Below are 20,411 nucleotides of genomic sequence, written 5' to 3' on the forward strand. Positions count from 1 at the left end.
ATGGGTGCTGACATCACTCGACGCGCGGAGGCGGTGTCAACGGGCAACAGCCTGGGCCCCGACTTCTCGCAGGCCAGCGGTGCGTGGTTGATCACGGCCGCGGGCGAGCACTACTTCGACGGCACCGCGGGCAGCGGAGCCGTGACGCTGGGCCACCAACATCCTCGGGTCATCGGCGCGGCCACCGCGCAGATCGGCGCGCTGGCGCACACCGGCTGCAAGCTCTCCTCCGACCCGAGGGTGCGGTTCACCTCTCGGCTGGCCGACCTGGTGCCCTACGCCGAGGCCGCGGTGCTGCCCACGGTGACCGGCGCGGAGGCCGTCGAGGCCGCGATGAAGATCGCTCGCGCGGCCACCGGCAGGCGGAAGGTCATCGCCTTCGACCACGCCTACCACGGCAAAACCGCGGGCGCGCTGGCTCTGACCTGGCGCGAAGAGCTCAAAACGCACGGCGCCCCCGCCGAGGCGGGCGTGCTGCGCTGCGTGCTGCCCAAGGCGGCCGACGGAATCGGCGACGAGCAGATCGAGCAGACCGTCGCCGGTCTGCGTGCCGCGCTGGAATCCGCGGCCGAGGACGGCGGCGCGGCCGCCGTGATCACCGAACCCGTGCAGGCCACCGAGGGCATGTGGCCGCTGCCGCCGCGACTGCTGGACCGGCTGGCCGAGGTGACCCGCGCCGCGGGCGCGTTGTTCGTGCTGGACGAGATCTACACCGGCATCGGCCGCACCGGGACGATGTTCTACGCCGACCGCATGGCGAGCCCTCCCGATCTGCTGATCCTCGGCAAGTCGCTGGGCAACGGTTTCCCGATCGGTGCCGTCACCGGACCGGCCGAGACCGTCAACGCGCTGCCGCCCGGCGAGCAGACCTCCACCTTCTCCGGCAGCCCCGTCTCCTCCGCCGCGGCGAGCGCGGTGCTGGACGTGGTCGAGGAGGAGCACGTGGTGCAGCGGGCGAACGCGCTGGCCGAGACCTTCCGCGACACGCTGGGCGCGCTGGCCGCGCAGTACGACTGGATCAGCGCCACCCGTGTCGTCGGGGGCCTCGCCGCGATCGACTTCGCCGTGAACGGCACGCCCGCACCGGAACTGATGACCGCGTTCCAGCGGCATGCGCTGGCCGAGCGGCTGGTGCTGTTCACCGGCGGGCCGCAGCGCAACACGATCAAGCTGGTGCCGCCGGTGCTGCTCACCGACGAGGAGACCGACTTCCTGGTCTCCACGCTCGGCACGGTGGCCGCGAAGGTCGACTCCGAGGTGCTGTCGTGACCTTCACCGCGCTTCAGGAAACCGTGCTGGACCAGGGGCTCTGCACAAGTTGCGGCGCCTGCCAGCTTGCCTGCCCACCCGCCGTGATCGGCTTCAACGGCCTCGCGCCGACGCTGCTGGTCGACAACTGGACCGACGCCGAGTGCGGGTCCTGCACCGATTGCGTCGACACCTGCCCCGGCCTCGACCCCGGCACACCGGAGTCCGAGGACGTGCTGTTCGGCCGCCGCCGCGAACCCGATGAGCGCTGGCTCGGCGTGTTCCGCACCGTGGTCGGCGGGCGGTCCGCCGAGGAGGACGTCTTCGCCGCCTCCGCCAGCGGCGGCAGCATGTCCGCGTTGCTGCGCTCGGCCATGCACGGCTTCGGCGCCGACTACGTGCTGTCCATGGGCCGGGCCCCGGACGCGCCGTGGCGGGCCGCGCCGCGCATCACCGAGGACTCCGCCGACGTGGTGAAGACCGCGCAGTCCACCTACCAGTTGGCGCCGTTCCTGGGTGCGCTGCGGGAGGTGATGGTGCAGCGGCCGGATGCCAGGGTCGCCATGACCGGCACCGCCTGCCACGTGCAGGCCATGCGCAAGCTCCAGCGGATGGACACCGCCATCGGGCGCTGGGCGCGCGACCACGTCGTGTTCATCGTGGAGACGGCCTGCTCGTCGAGCACCAAGCCCGCGGGCACCGTGTCGATCATCAACGAGCTCGTGGAGATCCCGGTCTCCAGCGTCACCCGGTTCATGTTCCGCGAGGGCCGCTACCCGGGGAACATCAGCGTCCGCACCGACACCGGCGGCGAGCACGAGGTGCCGTTCTTCAAAGCGGTCCGCCAGTTGGCGCGCAACAAGACGCACCGCTGCCTGAGCTGCGGCGACTGGATGTCGGGTTTGGCGGATGTGAGCGTCAGCGACGGCGACCCGAACATCTTCGACTCCAGCCTGCTCACCGAGGAACCGGCCAAGCACGGTCGGGTGTTCGTGCGCACCCAGCGCGGCGCGGATGTCCTGGACTTCGCGGTGGAGAACGGGCTGATGGACATCTGGCCCATCGAACTGGAGGGGCTGAACCTCGGGCTGGAGCGCAAGCGGCACCGCCGCGCCACCTATGAGGAGTCCGGCAAGCCGATCCCGCTGGGCCCCATCCCGGGCTTCCGCGAGGAACTCGAGGTCAAGTCCGACGAGGAGTGGCTCAAGGGCCCGGTCAAGGCCGCCAAATCACCGGGGGACCAATGATTGCGACAAGACTGATGGCCGACGGCCACGCGGGTGTTCGCGGTGTGCCGGTGGAACTGGCCGGGCCCGCGCCCGCGCAGGTGCGGATCGCCGCCGAGTACAGCCTGCTCAGCCCCGGCACCGAGATGCACTACGTGGACCGCGGTCTGCGCACCGGGGAGCGGTTCCCGCTGGGCTACTGCTCCGCGGGCACCGTGCTCGCGGTCGGCGACGGCGTCACCTCGGTGCGGCCGGGGCAGCGCGTGATCGCCATGGGCTGGGGCTACGCCACCCACGGCGATGTGGTGGACGTGCCGTTCAAGCTGGTGGTGCCGGTTCCCGATCACGTGGACCTGGCCGATGCCGTGCTGGCCAACCTCGCCGCGACCTCGATGCACGCCCTTGACCGCGCGGGAGAGACCGCCGAGGGTGAGGTGCTCGTGGTCGGCGCCGGGATCGTCGGACAGTTGGTCGCGCAGGTCGCCAGGACCAAGGCCAAGAGCGTCACCGTCAGCGACCTGAACCCCGCGCGGCTGGCGACCATGGCGGGCCTCGGCTTCGAGGTGTGCCAGCCGGGGCGCCTGCCGGACGGTGAGTCGGATGGGCCGCGGTGCGTGTTCCTGTGCCTGGCCGGTGACGGCACCGAAGCTGTCAAGGCCGCGGCTCAGTGGGCGGGTCGGGCCACGCGCCGGTCCTCGCTGGTGGCGGTGGGCCGCTTCAGCGCGAACGTCTACTTCAGCGTCGAGATGGGCAACCTGGACATCCGCTACTCGGCGCGCTGCGGCGCCGGGTACCGCGACGACGACCACGTGCATGGCCGCGTCGCGGTGGAGCCCGAGCCCGGTGAGCAGACCGTCGAGGCGAACCTCGAACGCGCGCTGCGGCTGATCACCGACGGCGTGATCCAGCCGGGCGGCATGGCCATCCCCACGCTGCCCTTCGCCGAGGCGCACCGCGCGTACGAACTCGCGCGGGCGGGCAGCGAGGTCGTGTCGGTGCGGCTGAGTTACGGGGCGGCCTCATGATGACCGCCGCCGACATCGAGCAGACCATCCCGCAGCGCTTCGCCGCACAGGTCGCCGCTGGTCCGGACCGGATCGCGGTGCGGTCGGCGACAGCGACTTGGACCTACCGGGAACTGGATGTCCGCGCCGAGGCCATCGCCGCGCTGCTGGTGCGGGCGGGCAGCCCCACGAGGCTGGGGTTGGTGTTCGGCCACGAGGCGAGCATGGTCGCGGCCGTGCTCGGTGCGCTCAAGACCGGCGGCATGTACGTGCCGCTGGACGCCGCCTATCCGGTCGAACGGCTGGAGTACCTGGTCGAGGACTCCGGCGCCGAGCTGATCCTCACCGACGAGTCCAATGTGGACCTCGCGCGGAAGCTCGCGGGTGACCGCCCGGTGCTGACCGTCGAAGAGGCGGTGCCGGGAGAGCGGGCCGAACTGCCGGTGTTCTCGCCGAACACCCCCGCCTACCAGCTCTACACCTCGGGCAGCACCGGCAAGCCCAAGGCGGTGTTGCAGACCCACCGCAACGTGCTGCACCACATCCGCGCCTGGGTGAACGGTCTGGGCATCGACCGCGACGACCGGCTGAGCCTGCAATCCGCCTACAGCTGGGACTCGGCGGTGCAGGACACCTACGCCGCTCTGCTGACCGGCGCCTCGCTGCACCCGGTCGACCTCAAACAGCTGGGCATCCAGGGCCTGGTGGACCGGCTCACCGACGAGCAGGTCACCGTCTACCACTCCACACTGCCGATCTTCCGCAGCGTGGTGCGGGTGCTGGACGCGACCGGCGGCTCGCTGCCCACCATGCGGGTGCTCGCGCTGGGCGGCGACCACATCCACCGCTCCGACGTGCACGCCTACCGGCGGCTGTTCTCCGAGGACTGCGTGCTGGCCAGCGCATACGGCTCCACCGAGTGCTCGTGTGCGCTGCTGTCGAGGATGGGCAAGGCCGATGAGCTGACCACCCCGGTGATGCCGCTGGGATCGCCGGTGGTGGAGACCTCGGTGGAGCTGATCGACGCCGACGGCAAGCCCTTCGACGGACCCGGCGAGGGCGAGATCGTGGTGCGCAGCGCCTACCTGGCGCCCAACCACGGCAGGTCAGGCCCCGACGGCGACCCGGACACCTACCGCAGCGGCGACCTGGCCCGCCGGGACGCCGACGGCAAGCTGGTGTTGTTGGGGCGCAAGGACTTCCAGGTCAAGATCAACGGCATCCGGGTGGACATTGCCGAGATCGAGGGCGCGCTCAAGCTGCTGCCCGAGGTCGCCGACGGCGTGGTCGCCACCTACGACGACGCCTCCGGCGAACGTCAACTCGCCGCGTACGTGGTGGTCAAGCAGACCGAATCGCTGACCTCGGACGCGGTGCGGACCAGGCTCGGCGCGAAACTGCCGGTGCACGCCGTGCCCACGTCGGTGGTGTTCCTGGATGCCCTGCCGCTCACCGTCAACCACAAGCTGGACCGCAAGGCGCTGCCCGCGCCGGACGGCGCGCGGCCGGAGCTGAGCACCGACTTCGTGGCGCCGACCTCGCAGTTGGAGCAGACGCTGGCCGCGGTGTGGGGCGAGGTGCTCGGGCTGGCGAGTGTCGGCGCCGACGACAACTTCTTCGACCTCGGCGGCTCATCGGTGCGGATGGCCACCGTGCACGGCCTGCTCGAGGGCCGCATCCCCCACGAGGTCAGCATGGTCGACCTCTACCGGGCGCCCACCGTGCGCTCGCTGGCCCGCCTTCTCCAGGGGGAGTCGAGCGCGGGTGCGCCGACGCTGGCGGGCAGCGACCGGGGCGCACTCCGCAGGGCCGCCCGCAGGCGCCGTTCAGTTCACGCTTCGCAGGAGGAGAGCAGCTGATGACCGACGAGAACTGGGACGATCGCATTGCCGTCGTCGGGCTGTCCTGCCAGTTCCCTGGTGCCCGCGACCTGAACGAGTACTGGCGGAACCTGCTCGCGGGCACCCAGTCGATCACCGACCTGGACGATTCGCGGCTCGCCGCCGCCGGGGTGGGCCAGGACGAGGCCGCCGACCCGCACTACGTCCGCCGCGCCAGCGTGATCGAGGGCGTCGACGGGTTCGACGCGTCGTTCTTCTACCTCTCCGCCCGCGAGGCCGAGCGGATGGACCCACAGCTTCGCCGGTTCCTCCAAACCTCGTGGTCGGCGCTGGAGCACAGCGGGTACAGCTCGGAGATCTACCGCGGCCGCATCGGCGTGTTCGCGGGCGCGCTGGGCAACACCTACGCGCTGAACAACCTGCTCACCAGCGACGCCTACGGCGGATCGGTGGCCAAGCTCCGCAAGGACCTGGCCACCCAGATGGGCAACGACAGCAACTACCTGGCGACCCGCACCTCCTACCACCTCAACCTGACCGGGCCGAGCGTGAGCGTGCAGACCGCCTGCTCCACCTCGCTGGTCGCGATCCACCTCGCCGCGCAGAGCCTGCTCAACAGCGAATGCGATATGGCGCTGGCCGGTGGCGTGTCGATCCGGTTCCCGCAGGAAGCGGGCTACATCCACGAGCCGGACAGCATCCTGTCCGCCGACGGCGTGTGCCGCCCCTTCGACGCCGAGGCCAACGGAACCGTGTTCGGCAACGGCGTCGGCGTCGTGGTGCTCAAGCGGCTGGCCGATGCCATCGCCGACGGCGACACCGTGTGGGCGGTGCTGCTGGGTTCGGCCGTCGGCAACGACGGCGCCGACCGCGCGGGCTACACCGCGCCCGGTGTCGCCGGTCAGGCCGCGGTGGCCGCGGAGGCGCTGGCGGTGTCCGGTGTGGACGCCGACTCGGTGGGCTTCATCGAGGCGCACGGCACCGGCACCAAGATGGGCGACCCGATCGAGTTCGCCGCGCTGAGCCAGGTGTACCGGGCGGACTCGCCCGCGTGGCTGGGCTCGGTGAAGGGCAACATCGGGCACCTCAGCATCGCCGCCGGGGTCGCGAGCTTCATCAAGTGCGTGTTGATGCTCAAGCACCGCACCCTGGTCGGCACCCCGACGTTCCAGAAGTGGAATCCCGGCTGCGAGGTCGACGGCACCCGCTTCGACGTGCTCACCTCGGCAGGACCCTGGGAAGGCGACACGCTGCGGTGCGCCATCAACTCCACCGGCATGGGCGGCACCACCGCCCACGTCGTGTTGGAACAGGCACCCGCCGTCGAGCAGCCCTCCGAGTACCGGCGGCCGTTCACGCTGCTGCCGGTGTCGGCGAAATCGCCTGCGGCGCTGGCGAAGCTGACCGGAGAGATGGTCGAGCACCTGCGCGGCGGCCAGGTGTCGCTGCCCGACGTCGGCCGCACCGCCGCGCTGGGGCGGCGGATGTTCAACTACCGCAACCTGGTGCTGGCCGCCGACGCCGAATCAGCTGCCGACGCCCTGGAGAAGGCGGACCCGGCGGTCTTCCTCACCGACTCCGGTCAGCCGGAGACCAAACCGGTGGTGTTCGTCCTCCCCGGCCAGGGCTCGCAGTACGTGGGCATGGGCCAGGAGTGCTACCAGCACGAGCCGGTGTACCGCGCGGCCATTGACGAGGTCAGCGACCTGTTGCTGCCGCTGCTCGGGCTGGACCTGCGGGACGCGCTCTACCCGAAGCTGCGCGGCTACGACGGTCCCGCGCATGACCTGAGCCGCACGCGGCTGACCCAGCCCGCGGTGTTCGCGGTGTCGTATGCGTTGGCGCAACTGTGGATGAGCTGGGGCGTGCGACCCGCGGCGATGATCGGCCACAGCATCGGCGAATACGTGGCGGCCACCATCGCGGGCACGTTCACGCTGCCCGAGGCCGTGAAGGTCGTCGCGGAGCGGGGCAAGCTGATCGATGAGCTGCCCCGGGGTTCGATGCTGGCGGTGATGGTCGGTCCGGAAGAGTTGGCCGCGTTGCTGCCTGCGGAGGTGTCGATCGCGGCGGTGAACGAGCCCGAGGTGTGCACCGTCGCCGGACCCGCCGAGGCCATCCGCGAGCTTGCCGAGAAGCTGGCCGACGAGGGCATCGCGGCGCGCAAGGTGCCGACCTCGCACGCGTTCCACTCGGCGATGATGGACCCGGCGATGGAGCCGCTGGCCGCGCTGCTCGGCGAGATCGACCTCAAGCCCGCGCGGATCCCGTTCATCTCCAACGTGACCGGCACCTGGATCGAGGACTCGCAGGTCACCGACCCGCGGTACTGGGCTCAGCATCTACGGTCCACAGTGGACTTCGCGGGCGGGCTGGCGACGCTGTTTGCCGCGGGCCGGTACGTGTTCTGCGAGGTCGGACCCGGTCAGACGCTGACCACCTATGCGCGGCGGCACCCCGACCGCGAGACCGGCGTGCTCACGCTGAGCTCGTTCGGCCGCAAGAAGGAACCGGTCGCCGACTATCAAAACCTGCTGCTGGCCTTCGGCAAAATGTGGGCCTCCGGCCAATACCTCGACTGGCCCGCCTTCTACGCCGACCGCGGGCGGCGGCTGGCGCTGCCGACCTACCCGTTCGAGGAGACCCGCTACTGGGTCGACGGCGGCCAGGCCGCGGTCGCGGGCAGCGGCGGCCGTGCGGTCGCAGGCAAGTTGGATATCGAGCAGTGGTTCACCACGCCGGTGTGGAAGCAGTCGCCCAACTCGCACACCCCCACCGAGGAGCACGACGGTCCGGTGCTGCTGCTGGCCGACCGCGGCGGCATCGCCGACGAGATCAGCCGCGAACTGTTCGCGGGCAGGCGCGTCGTGCGGGTGCTGGCGGGCAACGCCTTCGGCCGCGACGAGGACGGCACCTTCCGGGTCCGGCCCAGCGACGAGGCGGACTTCAGCCGACTGCTCGCCGCACTCGCCGAGGACGGCGTGGTTCCCACGCGGGTGCTGCACCTCTGGGGCGCCGACGCACTCGACGGCGAGTACGGCGTCCAGCGGTTCGAGCAGGCCCAGCACCTGGGCATGTACAGCATCATGGCGCTGGCCAAGGCGCTGACCGAACAGAACATCGGCAGCCCGCTGCGCGTCGACGTGGTCACCACCGGCGCCTACGCGGTAGCGGGCTTCGACGCCGACCCACGGCCAGAACTGGCCACGCTGACGTTGGCGGCCAAGGTGCTCGGCCAGGAGCACGGCAACATCTGGGCCACCCACGTCGACCTGCCCGCACAGCCCGACGCCCGCAGCAGGCGGACGCTGCTCAAGGAGCTGTCCACCTACGCCCGCGGTGAACTGGCCATCGCGGTACGCGGCGCCGACCGGTTCGTGCAGGATGTCGAACCGGTCCGGGCAAGCTGGGACGGGCCGGGGCGGGTGCGGCAGAACGGCACCTACCTGATCACCGGCGGCCTCGGCGAGATCGGCGCGCTGCTCGGCGAGCGACTGCACCGCGACCACGGCGCCAACCTGGCGTTGATGATCCGCGAAGCGCTGCCCGAGCGTGCCGAGTGGGACGACTGGCTGGCACGGCACGACGAGAAGGACCCCACCTCGGCCAAGATCCGGCGGCTGCAACGACTGGAGGCCGCGGGCGTCGAGCCGCTGGTGCTGGTCGCCGACGTCTCCGACGAGCAGGCGGTGGCCAAGGCGCTGGCGCAGATCGACGAGCGGTTCGGCGGCCTGAACGGCGTCGTGCACACCGCGGGCGTGCCGAGTGCCGAGATGGACAGCCCGATCACCTCGGCGAGCCTGGAGCAGTGCGGCTGGCACCTGGCGCCCAAGGCACACGGCACGATCGTGTTGCAACGCCTGCTCGCCGACCGCGACCTGGACTTCTGCCTGCTGATGTCCTCGCTGTCCGCCCGCTTCGGCGGCCTGCGGCTGCTCGGCTACGGCGCGGCGAACTACTTCATGGCCGCCGCCGCGGTCGCCGCCAACCGCAAGCTGGACCGCGCGGTGTGGATCAGCGTCGACTGGGATGTCTGGCAGCACAACCAGGAGGACAAGCGCAGCCGCTCCGCGCTGGGCTGGGTGATGGACGACAAGACCGTCCTGCCCGAGCAGGGCCTGGAGGCCATCCGCCGAATCCTCACCCTGGACTGCTCCGAGGTGGTGGTGTCCACCTGGGACATCGGCAGGCGCATCGAGCAGTGGGTGTGGAAGGACTACCAGGCGCCCACCGCCGCGCTGGAAGCCGCGGCCGAGGTCAGCGGCGACGACCTCGCCGACCAGGTGCTGCGCATGGTCCGCGACGCGCTCGGTGTTGACGACCTGCCCGCCGACGCGGACATCTTCGAGAAGGGCGGCGACTCGCTGCTCATCGTGCGGATGCTGTCGGACGTGCGGTCGCTGTTCAACGTCGAGGTGCCGCTCGCGGAGGTGCTCAACGAGCCCACCGCCGCGTCCATGGCGCGGTCGATCACCAAGCGGCGGGAGCCCGCGGAGTCCTTCGCCGCCGAGGACGTGCTGGCGGCCCTGGCGCGGCTCGCACCCGACCACGCCGAGGAACTGCTGTCCGCCGTGGAGGCGCTCAGCGCAGAAGACATCAGCCGCGAACTCAAGGCAGAGGTAGCACGATGAAGTTCAGTTTGATCTTCTTCTCCGGCGACGAGAAGAACAAGTACCGGTTCGTGCTCGACGCGGCCCGCTTCGCCGACGAGAACGGCTTCCACGCCATCTGGACGCCCGAGCGGCACTACCACCGCTTCGGCGGCCTCTACCCGAACCCCTCGGTGCTGGGTGCGGCGCTCGCGATGCACACCAAGCGGCTCCAGATCCGGGCGGGCAGCGTGATCGCCCCACTGCACAGCCCCATCCGCATCGCCGAGGAATGGTCGGTGGTGGACAACCTCTCCCGCGGCCGCGCCGGACTGGCACTCGCCACCGGGTTCAGCCCGGTGGACTTCGCGATCCGCCCGGAGAACTGGGAGGACCGCCGCAAGATCACCTTCGACGCGGTGGACACCATCCGCCAGCTCTGGGAAGGCGCCCCGGTCACCGTGCGGGACGGGCTGGGCAACAACGTCGAGGTGGAACTGCACCCTCGCCCCGTGCAGCCCGAGCTGCCGCTGTGGCTGACCTGCACCAAGAGCATCGACACCTTCATCACCGCGGGCAAGCTGGGCTGCAATGTGCTCACCGCGTTGATCGACATGAACAACGAGGAGCTCGAGGAGAAGCTGGAGGTCTACCGCAAGACCCTGGCCGAGCACGGGCATGACCCCGAGGCGCACACGGTCACCCTGATGCTGCACAGCTTCATCGGCACCGACCTCGACCAGGTGCGCGAAACGGTGTACCCGCCGTTCACCAACTACCTGAAGTCCTTCCTCACCGTCATCGACTCGCAGAAGCGCAATCTGGCGCCCGGCGCGGGCGTGCGCGATATGTCCGGCGGTGACCAGGAGGCGCTGATCGAGTTCGCCTTCGACAAGTACTTCAACAAGGGCGCGCTGCTGGGCACGCCCGACTCCTGTGCCTCCGTGGTGGAGCGGTTCGCCGGGATGGGCGTCAACGAGATCGCCTGCCTCATCGACTTCGGCGTCGACGAGCAGCAGGTCGTGGACAGCCTGACCCACCTCGGTGAACTCCGGCGCCGCTTCAGCTGATCTTTGAGGAGAGGGATATGTCCGAGCTTTCCACCCGCGTCGCGGCGCTGTCCCCGGACGCCCGCAAGCTGCTGGTCCGCCGGGTCGACGCCGCGAGCACCCCACCCGCGCTGCGCGCCGTCGGCGATCGGCTGAGCCCGCTGTCCCCGGGACAGCGCAGGCTCTACAACGTGCAGACCGCGCACCCCGATCTGCCGGTGGACGTGGTCTGCCAGGTCGTGGAGCTCTCCGGCCGCGTCGAGGCCGACCGGGTACGTGCCGCGTTCGAGACGCTTGCCCGGCGCCACCCGGCGCTGCGCACCACGATCGACCTGCGCGACAACGAACCCGTCAACGTGCTGCACGACAAGCTCCAACTGGAACTGTCCACGCACACCCTGGCGGGCGAGCCCGCCGTGCTGGAGTTGGCGCACACGCTGACCTGGCTGCCGTTCAACCTGGCCGCGGGCCCGCTGCTGCGGGTCGCGGTGATCGCCGACGGCGAGCGGACCTGGCTGGTGCTGGTCATCCACAACCTGGTCTTCGACGCCTGGTCCTTCGAAGTACTGCTGAACGAACTCGGCGAGGTCCTCGGCGGCGCGACCGCGCTGCCCGAAGTGCCGGTGACGTTCCCCGACTTCGCAACCTGGCAGCGGGAATGGGTGCGCAGCGGCCCCGGCCGCGCCGCCGCCGCGCACTGGGCGGAGCAGGTCGCGGGCGATCCCGTTGCCGCGCTGGGTGACCACGACAGGAAGCGGACCTACCGCGGCGAGCGGCACGCGTTCGAGTTCCCGGCCGAGGTCGGCGCAGCCCTCCAGGCACTGGCCAAGCGGGAGGCGGTCACGCCGTTCATGGTGTGGTGCGCGATCTTCGGCGATGTGCTCGCCGAGCGCGCGGGCAGCCAGGACGTGCTGTTCGGCACCTTCAACGCCAACCGGACCCAGCAGGAGACCGCCAAGCTGATCGGCTACCTGCTCAACGTGCTCCCGGTGCGGCTGCGCAACGCGGGCACCGGTGCGTTGCAGGAGCGGCTGCGTGATGCGCGGGCCGCGGTCCTGGGCAGCCAACAGCACGGCTCCTACCCGGTGGAGCTGATCCCGCCGACGGCCGCGAGCGAGCGTTCGATCGGCAGGCTGCCGTTCGACTCGGTGTTCGTGTTCGAGAACCTCATCGGCGACCGCGCGCAGCGCTTCGGCGACCTGGAGTACCGCACCTTCGACGTGGACCGCGGCACGGCCCGCTTCGGGCTGACCGTCTCGGTCTACGACGAGCCGGGCCGCCTGCACGGCTGGGTCGAGTACGACACCGGCCTCTACACCGCCGAGGACGCCCGACAGCTGGCCGACCGGTTCACGGCACTGGCCGCGGAGGTGGCGTCCCGATGAGCGCTCTCGCGGTGCTGCATTCGATCGCCTACGAGCTCGGCGAGGACCGACTGGCCGCCGCCGACCTGGAGGAGGTCGCCGACAGCGCGAAACTCCAGGAGGCGCTGCTGTCCGAGGAGGCGGGCTTCGCCGACTACTTCACCTCCGAGGAATCGGCCCTGCGGCTGGCGCTGCCCGCCGCCCAGCGCACCCTGGCCGCATCGGGCCTGGCCCCCGAGGACGTCGACTGCGTCCTGATCGCCAGCGACTCCCTGGACCGCGGCCGCCGCGGCCACCGCGACGTCGCCGAGTTCACCGCCGAACTCGGCCTGTCCCGGGCGGTGCCGCTGAACGTGGGCGTCCAGGAGTGCGCCACCGCCATGGCCGCGCTGTCGCTGGCCGCCTCCATGGTCCGCGACGGCTCCCGCCGGCACGTGCTGCTGCTGGCCTCCGATCTGACCGACCGCGTCAGCCCCGGCAGCCGCGTGGTCGCGGGCGGCGCCGCCATCGGCAGCGACGGCGCCGCGTCGGCCCTGGTATCGGCGGACGCCTCCGGCTGGGCGGTCCTCAACGGCGCCCAGCACGCCGCGTTCGACCTGCTGCGCACCGACGTGGAACCGCGCAAGCAGCTGTTCAACCGCATGGAAGCCAACCATGTCCTGTTCGACGCGCTGTGGAAAGCCAGCGGTCTCACTCCCGACGCGGTGAACGCCGTCTACCCCAGCAACTTCGCCAAGAACGTGCTCCACCTCTACCTGAGCGACCTGGACTTCGACATGGACCGGGTCTTCGTGGGCAACGTCGGCCGCACCGCCCACTGCCTGGGCGCCGATCCTCTGATCGCCCTGTCCGACGCGGGCGGCGACGCGGCGGAAGGCGACACCGCCGTCCTTCTAGGCATGGGCATCGCCCACTTCGGCGCAGTCCTGCTGCGCTGCCACAACACCAACTAGCCGCGGGCCATCGCCCGTGGCCAGTGAGCTGGGTGCCAAGTAAGCGCTTTCGCGCGATTCGAAGGGGGATACCAGTGTGGGTTCTTGGGCTGAACGCGCCGCCGCTGGGCTGGCATGATCCGGCGGCATGCCTGATCGACGGCCACGGCGTGGTGCACGCGTTTGTCGAGGAGGAGCGGGTCACCCGCGTCAAACACGGCCTGCACTCCTACCCGCGGGAGGCGGCCAAAGCATGCCTGGAGATCGCGGGCATCACCCCGTCCGATGTGGACGTCGTGGCGATCGGGTGGGACATGCCGCGGCATTCGGCGCGAACGGACCTGGACAAGCTGGACCCGCCGGTGCTGGGACGGGCTTGGGAGCCCGGGGACACCCGGGACCTCCTGTCGGCGGCGCTGGGATGGCAACTCGACCCGGTGCGGCACCCGGACCTGGTGTACATCCCGCACCACTACGCACACGCGGCCGCCTCGTTCTACGCCTCCGGGCACGCCGAGGCGGCCGTCCTCGTCGTGGATGGCAACGGCGATGACGAGAGCGTGTCCATCTACGACGCCGCCTACGGCCGGGCGTTGATCCGCCGCGACCGATGGCCCATCCCCAGTTCGCTGGGCTACATGTACAACGCGGTATCGGAGTACATCGGCCTGTCGTTCCTGGAAGCGGGCAAGACCATGGGCCTTGCCGCCCACGGCAGGGCACGCGGCCTGGAGCCGCGCCCGGTCTACGAGGTGGCGAGCGACGACTTCGCGCCCCCGTTCACGCTGCCACCCAACGCGACCTACCAGGAGATCATCGACGCTTGGTGGGCGCACTTCGCCGCACTGGGCTACCCGCGAGGGGAAACCGGTACTTACGACTTGGATCGCGACGAGAACGCGGTCGGCGTGGCGTGGAGCGCGCAGCACAGCCTCCAGCAGGTGTTCGCCGTGCTCGCCGCCCGAGCCCGCGACGTCACCGGCCACGACGCGCTGTGCCTCTCCGGCGGCGTGGCGCTGAACTGCACCTCCAACGGCCTGCTGCCCCAGCCGGTGTATGTGCCGCCGGTGCCGCACGATGCGGGCGTCGCGCTCGGCGCGGCCTGGAGCGTCGCGCCTCCCGGCTACACCGGCAAGCCCCTCACGCCCTACCTCGGGCGAGCTGTGTCCACTTCGGACATCGATTCGGCGGTGGCGGGTCTGCCGCAGCGGCCGTTCGCGCCGGATGAGGTGGCCAGGCGCCTGCTGGGCGGCGAGATCGGGGCGATCGTCACCGGCCGCGCCGAGATCGGTCCGCGAGCGTTGTGCCACCGCTCGATCATCGCCGCGCCGAACCAGGAGAAGATGCGGGATCGCCTGAACCTGGCCAAGGGCCGCGAACTGTGGCGGCCGTTCGGGCCGGTGGGTTTGGCGGAATGTGAGGATCGGTACTGGAACGGCAATCCGGCGCTGCACCGGTACATGATCGGCGCCGCAGAGGTCACCGACCGCGGCCTGCGGGATACACCCGCGATCGCCCACGTCGACGGTAGCGCTCGTCCGCAGATCATCACCGACCGTCGTGAACCCATGTGGGCGGTCCTGGATGCCCTGCGCAGCGCGGGCGCCCCGCCGGTCAGCATCAACACCTCGTTCAACCGGCGTGGTGAGCCCGTGGTGGACGACGCTTCCGGGGCGTTGGCGAGCGCGCGGGCGATCGGGCTGGATTTCCTGGTCTTGGGAGACCGCCTGGTGGACCTGGCCTGAAAAGCACACAACCGTGAGGGGTAAGGCGAGTTGGTACTCGCCTTACCCCTCACGTCTCTTGCCAGGTTCAGGGCTTGCGGATGACGAACTTGCCGCCGTGGTCCTCGATGGGCAGGCCCAGTTCCGCGGCGAACTTGTTGGCGGCGGATACCACCGCGGGGTGGATGGTGGTGTCGTAGTCGTCGCCGAGGATGATGCCGCCCTCCCGGAGGCGCGGCCAGTAGTGGGTCAGGTCCTCCAGCACGGCGGGCTCGTCGTGGCCCGCGTCGACGTAGATCAGGTCTGCTCGCACGTCGAGGGCGGCCAGGGAGTTGGCGGCGTCTCGGGTCGTGGAGGGCAGCGGGTAGATCACGTCTTGTAGGCCGAAGTGCGCGACGTTGGTCAGGAACTGCTCGAACATCCGCACTCGGCCGCCGCGCGGCAGGATGTCGTCCAAGAACTCGCAGGGATAGGTGTTCGGGCCGCCCAGCCAGGTGTCGACACACAGGATCTTCGCGTCCAGCGCGAAGGATCGCACCAGCTGTCCCATATGGATCGCCGAGGCGCCCTTCCACGAGCCGAGCTCGATGATCGAGCTCGGTCGCAGTTCCCCGATGAGCTGCTTGAACACCACGTGGTCGCTGCCCCAGCCCTGGGTGTCGACCTTCTCCAGTGGCTGGAAGCCCTGGTGGATCTCCGGCAACCGGCAGGTCCGGATGTACTCGTCCAGTCGCATCACGAGTCGATTTCGCCGCGGATGAACTGCTCGACCTTGTCCCGCGCCTCGCTGTCGGAGTACTGCTCGGGTGGGGACTTCATGAAGTAGCTGGAGGCGGAGAGGATGGGTCCGCCGATGCCTCGGTCTTTGGCGATCTTGGCGGCGCGGATGGCGTCGATGATCACGCCTGCGCTGTTGGGGGAGTCCCAGACTTCGAGTTTGTATTCCATGCTCAACGGCACGTCGCCGAAGGCGCGGCCTTCGAGGCGGACGTAGGCCCATTTGCGGTCGTCCAGCCACGGCACGTGATCCGAGGGCCCGATGTGGACGGCGGCCTTTTCCATCTCGTGCGGCACCTGGGAGGTCACCGACTGGGTCTTGGAGATTTTCTTGGACTGCAACCTGCTCCGTTCGAGCATGTTCATGAAGTCCATGTTGCCGCCGAAGTTCAGCTGATACGTGCGCAGCAGCTCCACTCCGCGGTCTTCGAACAGCTTGGCCAGCACGCGGTGGGTGATGGTGGCGCCGACCTGGGACTTGATGTCGTCGCCGATGATCGGGACCCTGGCGTCGGTGAACTTCTGCGCCCATTCCGGGTCGGAGGCGATGAACACCGGCAGGGCGTTGACGAACGCCACCCCGGCGTCGATCGCGCACTGCGCGTAGAAGCGGTCCGCTTCTTCCGAGCCGACGGGAAGGTAGGAGACCAGCACGTCGGCTTGGGTTTCGCGGAGGGTGGCGACGACGTCCACCGGCTTGTCGTCGGATTCGGTGATGATCTCGCGGTAGAACTCGCCGAGGCCGTCGAAGGTGTGGCCCCGTTGGACCGTCACGCCGGTCGGCGGGACGTCGCAGATCTTGATGGTGTTGTTCTCCGAGGCCACGATCGCCTCGGAGAGGTCGCGGCCGACCTTTTTGGCGTCTACGTCAAAGGCGGCGACGAATTCGACGTCGCGCACGTGGTAGTCCCCGAACTGGACGTGCATCAGACCCGGAACCCGGGCGTCGGCATCGGCGTCGCGGTAGTAGTGCACGCCCTGCACCAGCGACGCAGCGCAGTTGCCAACCCCAACAATGGCCACCCGTACGGATTTCTGGTGGGAGCTTTGCATCAGACTGACCCTTCATAGTTCTTGCTCAGCAGCTCGAATTCGTCCCCAAGCACCGTCCGGATGGCGTCCGGATGCGGCAGGTGCGCCGTCCCCAGGCCGAATCCGGTTGCGGCGGTGATGATGTCCTGCCGGTCGTCGACCAGCAGGCTCGTTTTCGGTGTGGCCTCGCAGGCGGCCAGTACCCGCTGGAAGTACTCGGCGGCGGGTTTGACGGCGCGGACCGACCACGAGGAACAGATCACGTCGAACAGGCCCAGGTGCCCGTATCGCTGGTCCTTGAGGCGGTCGAAGTGGGCTGCCTCGTTGTTGGCGAGCACCAAGCGCAGGGCGGGGTGTTCGCCGCGCAGTTCGGCCAGCACGTCGAACACCGGCTGGTAGGCGGTGACGTTGTCCAGGTAGAGGCCGTCCACCCAGTCGGTGTCCAGCACGATGTCGCCGCGACCCGCCGCGGTGCGCAGGCACTCGGTGAGTACCTGGTGGGCGTGCTTCTCGTCGGACTCGTAGCAGGCCTTGTTGACGTCGATCTCCCTGCGCAGCGCCACCGGATCGGCGCCGTACTTCACGGCCAACTCGGGCAGGAAGTCCGTTTCCTCGTTGATGTTGCTGAACAACACGCCGCCCGCGTCCACCAGCAATGTCTCGATCACGAGATCCCCCAAGGCCTCACAGCCGCGCCAGGCTGTCGACGAAGCCGTCGAAGGCGGCCAGGTACTGCCGGGCGGTCGCCCTCGGCAGGTCGGTCCACCGCATCACCACGGTCACGGCGTCCTGCTCGCCGTCGTCCTCGGCGTCGGAGTCGACGATCACCGCGCAGCCAGGGGTGTCCGTGGCGGGCGCGTACAGCTCGGTGCCGACCTCCCCGCACAGCTCCCACCGGTCGGCGCCGGGCAGCACCGAGACGAACGGGATCCAGCAGTACATCGAGTCGATCGCCCACTGCGGCAGCAGCTTCGGCGCCGCAGCGGTGAACGGCATCGGCAGGCACTGCATCGCGTCGAGCATCTGGCCGTACACCGGGGTGGAGACATCCGGCAGCCCGCGCAGGTCCGGCAGCGGCACCAGCAGTTGGGTGCTGAGGTTGCCGATCACCTCGCGGGAGCTCGGGGTGTCCCGGTTGACGTAGGGCACCCGCATGGCCTGCGGGCCGCCGAGCACCGCGCCGCGGGCCTCGGCGTACAGGCTGAGCAGGAAGGCCACGATGGTGGTCTTCTCCTTGGCCGCCGCCCGCCGCACCCGCTCCCACAGGCCGTCCGACGCGGTCCACTCCACGGAGCCGCTGTCGTCGCCGACCTGCTCGGGGTCCTCGGGCGCGGCCAGCCCCGCCGAGTCGAGCAGCCTCGCCCAGTTGCCGACGTGACCATCCCAATCCGACTCCAGCAGCCTGCGCTGCTGCTCGCACCAGGTACGCATCTGCGGGCGCGGCTCCACCGCCACCCGCTCGCCCGCGGTAAGCCACCGGTAGGTGGCGTCGAACTCCTCGATCAGCCGCGCCCACGCCCAGCCGTCCACCGCGGAGTGGCTGGCCTGCAGGTGCAGCCTCGTCCCGTCGGAGTCCAGCTCGGCGACCGCGCGCACCAGCGGACCGGTGAACGGATCGGGGTGGTCCACCACGTTCGACTCGAACCATGGCTGGTTGACGCCGTCCATCGTGAGCAGCTGCGGCTCGCAGGAACCCGGTCGGTAGTGGATCTCCTCGCCACGCTTCTCGAACCGCGACGACAGCGTGTCGTGGCTCGCCACCACCAGCCGCAGCGCCTCGAACAGCACGTCGGGGTCGTGCTCCGCGGGCAGGTCCCAGTAGCAGGCCGAACCGGTCAGCGCGAAGCCCTTGTCCAGGCTGTCCAGCAGCCACAGCTCCTCGTCGACGCCCGCGAGGAACGTCGAGTCCGTTCGCACCAGCTCAGGTGCGACCTCGCCGAAATCGCTCATGCTCATCCTCGAAGCGCGAGATGGTTGCCGATCACCACGGCGTCGGCGCCGCTGAGCCGGAAGGTGTTGAGAATGTCGCGCGGCGAGGACGCCATCGGCTCCTCCGCCACGTTCAGCGAGGTGTTCACCAGCACCGGGACGCCATGGCGGCGGTGGAAGGTGGTGAGCAGGTCGTGGTAGACGGGGTTGGCCTCGCGGCTGACCGCCTGTGGCCGCGCCGAGCCGTCCACGTGCACCACGGCGGGGATCTTGTGCCGCACCTCGGGCCGCAGCTGGGCGGCCACGATCATGAACGCGTTAGGGGCCCCGACGAAGTACTCGTCGAAGTGCTCCTCGGCCACGCTGGGCGCCAGCGGCCGCCACATCTCGCGGTTCTTGGCGTTGTTCAGCCGGGTCAGCGACTCCCGGTCGCGGGCGTCGCCGAGCAGGCTGCGCGCACCCAGCGCCCGTGGCCCGACCTCGGCGCGGCCCTGACCCCACGCCACGATCGCACCGGAGGCGATGAGGTCGGCGACCTTGGGCAGCAGCTGCTCGTACGGCAGCTCCTCGGCGGCCAGCCCAGCCTCGGCGAAGGCGGTGACGGTGTCCTCGCGGGTGATCGGCGGACCCCAGTAGGCGTGCGTCATGCGCGAGCCGTCCAGGGAACTGCCCAGGTCGCGGGCGGCGACCAGCGCCGAACCGAGACCGACGCCCGCGTCGTGCGCCATGGGCTGCACGTACACCTCGTCGAAGATGCCGCTGCGGGACAGCTTGCCGTTGGCGGTGCAGTTCAACGCGACCCCGCCGGCCAGCGCGACGTTCGACAGCCCGGTCAGCTCGCGGGCCCGGCGGGCCAGCGCCAGCACCGTGGTCTCCAGCGCGGACTGCGCCGAGGCAGCGAAGTCCGCATAGGCCAGGATCGACTCGCCCTGCCGCCGCGCGTACGGATAGCAGTGGCGGGCGAAGTGGTCCAGCAGGTTCTCCGACCGCTCGTTGATCAGGTCACGGCCGTACGTCGTGGCGTCCGCGACGCCCTTCCACACGATGTCGTTGTCCTCATACGCCAGCGCCGCGTCGTAGAGGGGGCGGCCATAGCAGGCCAGGCCCATCAGCTTGCCGCCGTCGTTGCGGCCAAGGCCGGTGTACTCCGAGGCAGCCTCGTAGAAGAAGCCCAGCGAGGTGTCGACCGGGTAGGCCTCCAGGATCTCGATCTTGTCGCCGTTGCCGACCGCGATCGAGGTGGCGGTGTTCTCGCCCATCGCGTCGATCACCAGCAACGCGCACTCGTCCATGCCGCTGGGCCAGAACGCGCTCGCCGCGTGCGCGAGGTGGTGTTCGACCGGCTGCACCGCCTTTGGGCGGGCGCCGTCGAACACCGAGTCGGGGAACAGCCAGGAAGGCTGGTCGAAGGGCAGCACCTCATGCCGGTTCTCCGGCGTCAGCCGCAGCCAGTTCGCCAGCTCGTCGTGGTCGGAGCCCAGCGCCACCACGTCCACATCGGACAGTTCGATGCCCGCGTAGTCCAGGCAGTATTTCAGGGCGTCCGCGGGCGACTGGTCCACCGCGCGCTTGCGCCGGGACAGCCGCTCCTGCTCGACGGTGACCACCAACTCGCCGTCGCGCAGCAACGCGCAGGAGGCGTCGTGTGCGCCGTGGTTGAGGCCCGCGACCCATGTTGTCTGAGAACCCATTGCAC

At 70.0% G+C, this 20,411-nt stretch carries 14 protein-coding genes; 9 read left to right on the forward strand and 5 right to left on the reverse strand.

The annotated features are described in order from the left end of the window. From ACU6XJ_RS13105 to ACU6XJ_RS13145, 9 genes are all read left to right on the forward strand, one after another. A complete protein-coding gene (locus ACU6XJ_RS13105) occupies nt 1-1,269 on the forward strand; it encodes an aspartate aminotransferase family protein (protein ID WP_476310330.1) in 1,269 nt (422 codons plus the stop codon). Beyond that, nucleotides 1,266-2,495, forward strand: coding sequence for a Coenzyme F420 hydrogenase/dehydrogenase, beta subunit C-terminal domain (locus ACU6XJ_RS13110; RefSeq protein WP_476310333.1), 1,230 nt, complete (start codon nt 1,266-1,268; stop codon nt 2,493-2,495). The genes ACU6XJ_RS13105 and ACU6XJ_RS13110 overlap by 4 nt, the downstream gene beginning before the upstream one ends. Continuing rightward, complete coding sequence (locus ACU6XJ_RS13115) at nt 2,492-3,499, forward strand: MDR/zinc-dependent alcohol dehydrogenase-like family protein (RefSeq protein WP_476310335.1); 1,008 nt, start codon at nt 2,492-2,494, stop codon at nt 3,497-3,499. The genes ACU6XJ_RS13110 and ACU6XJ_RS13115 overlap by 4 nt, the downstream gene beginning before the upstream one ends. Continuing rightward, nucleotides 3,496-5,337 carry a non-ribosomal peptide synthetase gene (locus ACU6XJ_RS13120; RefSeq protein WP_476310338.1) on the forward strand — a complete coding sequence of 614 codons (1,842 nt, stop codon included), beginning with the start codon at nt 3,496-3,498 and terminating at the stop codon, nt 5,335-5,337. Before ACU6XJ_RS13115 ends, ACU6XJ_RS13120 begins: the two co-directional genes overlap by 4 nt. Further along, a complete protein-coding gene (locus ACU6XJ_RS13125) occupies nt 5,337-9,950 on the forward strand; it encodes a type I polyketide synthase (protein WP_476310340.1) in 4,614 nt (1,537 codons plus the stop codon). The genes ACU6XJ_RS13120 and ACU6XJ_RS13125 overlap by 1 nt, the downstream gene beginning before the upstream one ends. Beyond that, the gene (locus ACU6XJ_RS13130; protein ID WP_476310343.1) at nt 9,947-10,978 is read left to right on the forward strand and encodes a MupA/Atu3671 family FMN-dependent luciferase-like monooxygenase; all 1,032 of its coding nucleotides are present in this window, start codon (nt 9,947-9,949) and stop codon (nt 10,976-10,978) included. Before ACU6XJ_RS13125 ends, ACU6XJ_RS13130 begins: the two co-directional genes overlap by 4 nt. Nucleotides 10,979-10,995: 17 nt before the next feature. Next, nucleotides 10,996-12,342: a condensation domain-containing protein gene (locus tag ACU6XJ_RS13135; protein WP_476310345.1), complete on the forward strand. Its 1,347-nt coding sequence runs from the start codon at nt 10,996-10,998 to the stop codon at nt 12,340-12,342. Then, the gene (locus ACU6XJ_RS13140; protein WP_476310348.1) at nt 12,339-13,274 is read left to right on the forward strand and encodes a 3-oxoacyl-[acyl-carrier-protein] synthase III C-terminal domain-containing protein; all 936 of its coding nucleotides are present in this window, start codon (nt 12,339-12,341) and stop codon (nt 13,272-13,274) included. The genes ACU6XJ_RS13135 and ACU6XJ_RS13140 overlap by 4 nt, the downstream gene beginning before the upstream one ends. A 74-nt stretch (nt 13,275-13,348) precedes the next feature. Further along, entirely contained in the window at nt 13,349-14,998 is a 1,650-nt protein-coding gene (locus ACU6XJ_RS13145; protein ID WP_476310351.1) for a carbamoyltransferase C-terminal domain-containing protein, read from the forward strand. A 67-nt stretch (nt 14,999-15,065) separates the two neighbouring features. On the opposite strand, the gene ACU6XJ_RS13150 is transcribed toward ACU6XJ_RS13145, so the two are convergent. The 5 genes from ACU6XJ_RS13150 to ACU6XJ_RS13170 are packed head-to-tail and all read right to left on the reverse strand — an operon-like array spanning nt 15,066 to nt 20,406. Beyond that, nucleotides 15,066-15,713, reverse strand: a complete 648-nt coding sequence (locus ACU6XJ_RS13150; protein ID WP_476313991.1) for a class I SAM-dependent methyltransferase — start codon at nt 15,711-15,713, stop codon at nt 15,066-15,068. Next, the gene (locus ACU6XJ_RS13155) at nt 15,713-16,807 is read right to left on the reverse strand and encodes an inositol-3-phosphate synthase (RefSeq protein ID WP_476310354.1); all 1,095 of its coding nucleotides are present in this window, start codon (nt 16,805-16,807) and stop codon (nt 15,713-15,715) included. Before ACU6XJ_RS13155 ends, ACU6XJ_RS13150 begins: the two co-directional genes overlap by 1 nt. Continuing rightward, complete coding sequence (locus ACU6XJ_RS13160; RefSeq protein ID WP_476310357.1) at nt 16,807-17,454, reverse strand: HAD family hydrolase; 648 nt, start codon at nt 17,452-17,454, stop codon at nt 16,807-16,809. Before ACU6XJ_RS13160 ends, ACU6XJ_RS13155 begins: the two co-directional genes overlap by 1 nt. A 16-nt stretch (nt 17,455-17,470) precedes the next feature. Further along, nucleotides 17,471-18,742 carry a condensation domain-containing protein gene (locus ACU6XJ_RS13165; protein WP_476310359.1) on the reverse strand — a complete coding sequence of 424 codons (1,272 nt, stop codon included), beginning with the start codon at nt 18,740-18,742 and terminating at the stop codon, nt 17,471-17,473. Then, nucleotides 18,739-20,406 (reverse strand): carbamoyltransferase family protein, encoded by a 1,668-nt coding sequence (locus ACU6XJ_RS13170; RefSeq protein ID WP_476310362.1) that lies wholly within the window; start codon nt 20,404-20,406, stop codon nt 18,739-18,741. The genes ACU6XJ_RS13165 and ACU6XJ_RS13170 overlap by 4 nt, the downstream gene beginning before the upstream one ends. Between the last annotated feature and the right edge of the window lie 5 nt (nt 20,407-20,411).

The sequence above is a fragment of the Actinorectispora metalli genome (assembly GCF_056323685.1).